Source organism: Psittacicella hinzii (assembly GCF_003585935.1).
Lineage (GTDB): Bacteria > Pseudomonadota > Gammaproteobacteria > Enterobacterales > Psittacicellaceae > Psittacicella > Psittacicella hinzii.
In genome coordinates this window covers 1-2,883 of the sequence record NZ_NRJG01000090.1, presented here as the reverse complement: position 1 = coordinate 2,883, position 2,883 = coordinate 1, and the positions used below count along the sequence as shown (strand labels likewise).

Annotated in this window: 1 protein-coding gene; it reads left to right on the top strand. The window is 34.8% G+C overall.

The genetic code is table 11. From position 1 onward, the window contains the following. Nucleotides 1-550 precede the first annotated feature (550 nt). Nucleotides 551-2,818 carry a class 1a ribonucleoside-diphosphate reductase subunit alpha gene (gene nrdA, locus CKF58_RS05105; RefSeq protein ID WP_119531633.1) on the top strand — a complete coding sequence of 756 codons (2,268 nt, stop codon included), beginning with the start codon at nt 551-553 and terminating at the stop codon, nt 2,816-2,818. Nucleotides 2,819-2,883 lie beyond the last annotated feature (65 nt).

Sequence of the window (2,883 nt, the reverse complement as noted above, 5' to 3'; positions counted from 1 at the left end):
GTTTTAAGACGTCTATTCTTTTAATTTTAGAACTATAGTTTGATTTTGTAATTTACTGCTATTTATTGTTTAAATTTGCATTTAGACGTTTTTTCTGTATAGTAGTAAATAATTAATTTTATAAACTCTTGATTTCTAGAGGTTTATTTTGTTGATCTTATTGTTCGCTCGGTGTTAAAGCAAAAAATTAGCAAAATAATTAAGGCTAAAATTGAGTAGTAGGCAAAAAATTTTTTTTGAGTATAATGAACCCGTGAACAGGTTAAAGATAAAAATAAAGATTAAAAATATAACCTGAGCACATAGTGTTCCTAGGCTGTATAAGCCTTTAACCCTTATAAAAAGCAACTCTTATTAAAATTAGTATTTATATAGGATAGATAGACATAAGAGTGGTGTAGTTAATTTATTGTTATCAGTTCTCTCTAGGTTTGTTTTAAGCATTAACTTTGAAAGGTAATAGCATTAGAACACATAGAGAGTATTATTAACTCTAAAAAGGCCTAATTACCCTGCTTTTTACTAAACCTACCCATTTTAAGGAATTTCGATGATCGAGCAAATTTATGTAACTAAACGTGATGGTCGACGTGAACCTTTAGATATTGCAAAAATCCACCGTGTTGTAACATGGGCAGCCGAAGGTTTAGAAGATGTATCTGTTTCGCAAGTAGAATTACGTTCGCAAGTGCAATTTGCAGATGGTATGAAAACTTCTGATATTCATGAGTTATTAATTAAATCTGCAGCTGACTTAATTTCAGATCAAAGTCCTGATTACCAATACTTAGCAGCACGTTTAGCAGTATTCCATTTACGTAAAAAAGCTTATGGTAGATTTGAGCCACCAAAATTATATGACCATGTAACTAAATTAGTGGCTTTAGGTCGTTATGATCAAGAATTAACTGAAAAATATAGCAAAGAAGAATTTGACGCTATGGACGAATTTATTGACCATAGTCGTGACTTAAACTTTGCTTATGCAGGTGTTAAGCAATTAGAAGGTAAATATTTAGTACAAGACCGTGTATCTAAACAAATTTACGAATCAGCGCAATTCTTATACGTTTTAATTGCAGCTTGTCTTTTTGCTGATTATCCAAAAGAAACGCGTTTAGATTACGTACGTCGTTTCTATGACGCTGTATCTACATTTAAAATTAGCTTACCTACACCAATTATGGCTGGAGTGAGAACTCCTACGCGTCAATTCTCTTCATGTGTGTTAATTGAATGTGACGATAGCCTAGATTCAATTAATGCTACAACTTCTGCAATTGTGAAATATGTATCACAACGTGCTGGTATTGGTATTAATGCTGGTCGTATCCGTGGTATTGGTTCAAAAATTCGCGGTGGTGAAGCTTTCCACACTGGTTGTATCCCATTCTATAAACTATTCCAAGCGGCTGTTAAATCATGTTCACAAGGTGGTGTACGTGGTGGTGCAGCAACTATTTTCTATCCTTTATGGCATAAAGAAGCTGAATCGCTATTAGTGCTTAAAAATAACCGTGGGGTAGAAGATAACCGTGTGCGTCAAGTAGACTACGGGGTACAAATTAACGGTTTCTTATACAACCGTCTAAAAACGAAAAACGGCATTATTTCATTATTTAGTCCATCAGATGTACCTGGACTTTACGATGCTTTCTTTGAAGATCAAGATGAATTTGCGCGTTTATATGAAATGTATGAAGCTGATACTTCAATTCCACGTAATACCGTGCCAGCAGTTGATTTATTCTCTTCATTAATGCAAGAACGTGCTTCAACCGGTCGTATTTATATCCACAACGTAGATAATACAAATACGCACTCACCGTTTGATCCGAAAAAAGCTCCGATTCGTCAATCTAACCTATGTTTAGAGATTGCTTTACCTACTAAACCGTTAAATAATATTAACGATCCTGAAGGTGAAATTGCTTTATGTACTCTTTCTGCATTTAACCTAGGGGTAATTGACAATCTTGACGAATATGAAGAACTAGCGGACTTAGTAGTACGTGCTCTTGATTCTTTAATCGATTACCAAAACTACCCAATGCCAGCAGCAGAAATTTCAACCAAAAACCGTCGTAGCTTAGGTATTGGTGTAATTAACTATGCTTACTATTTAGCGAAAAATGGTGTGAAATATTCTGATGGTTCAGCTAAAGAATTAACTCACCGTACTTTCGAAGCTATTCAGTACTACTGCTTACAAGCTTCAATGAACTTAGCTAAAGAAAAAGGTCGTTGTGGTTATTTCGATGATACACGTTGGGCGCAAGGTCTATTACCAATCGACCACTACACTAAATATGTAGATAAAGTGTACCCAGATGCAAAATTACACTACAACTGGGAAGAATTACGTACTGAAATCTTACGTCACGGTTTACGTAACTCGACGCTAACTTCATTAATGCCTTCTGAAACTTCTTCACAAATTTCGAATGCAACTAATGGTATCGAACCACCACGTGGTTATGTAACTATTAAACAATCGAAAGACGGAATCTTACGTCAAGTAGTACCAGAAGTACAAAAATTACGTCACAATTACGAATTATTATGGGATTGGCCATCAAATCGTGGTTACTTAGAATTAGTGGCAATTATGCAAAAATTCGTAGACCAATCGATCTCTACTAATACTAACTACGATCCAGCTAAATTCCCTGGTAATAAAACCCCAATGCAACAATTATTAAAAGATCTGTTACTATGCCACTCATTAGGGATTAAAACTCTTTACTATCATAATACTAATGACGGTGCATCAGATCGTACAGACGATGATTGTGCAGGCGGTGCATGTAAGATCTAATTGAAGGTTGTACCTTTAATCTCTCGAACTTAGTTAATAAGTAACGAAAGTTTAGAGAGTTAACT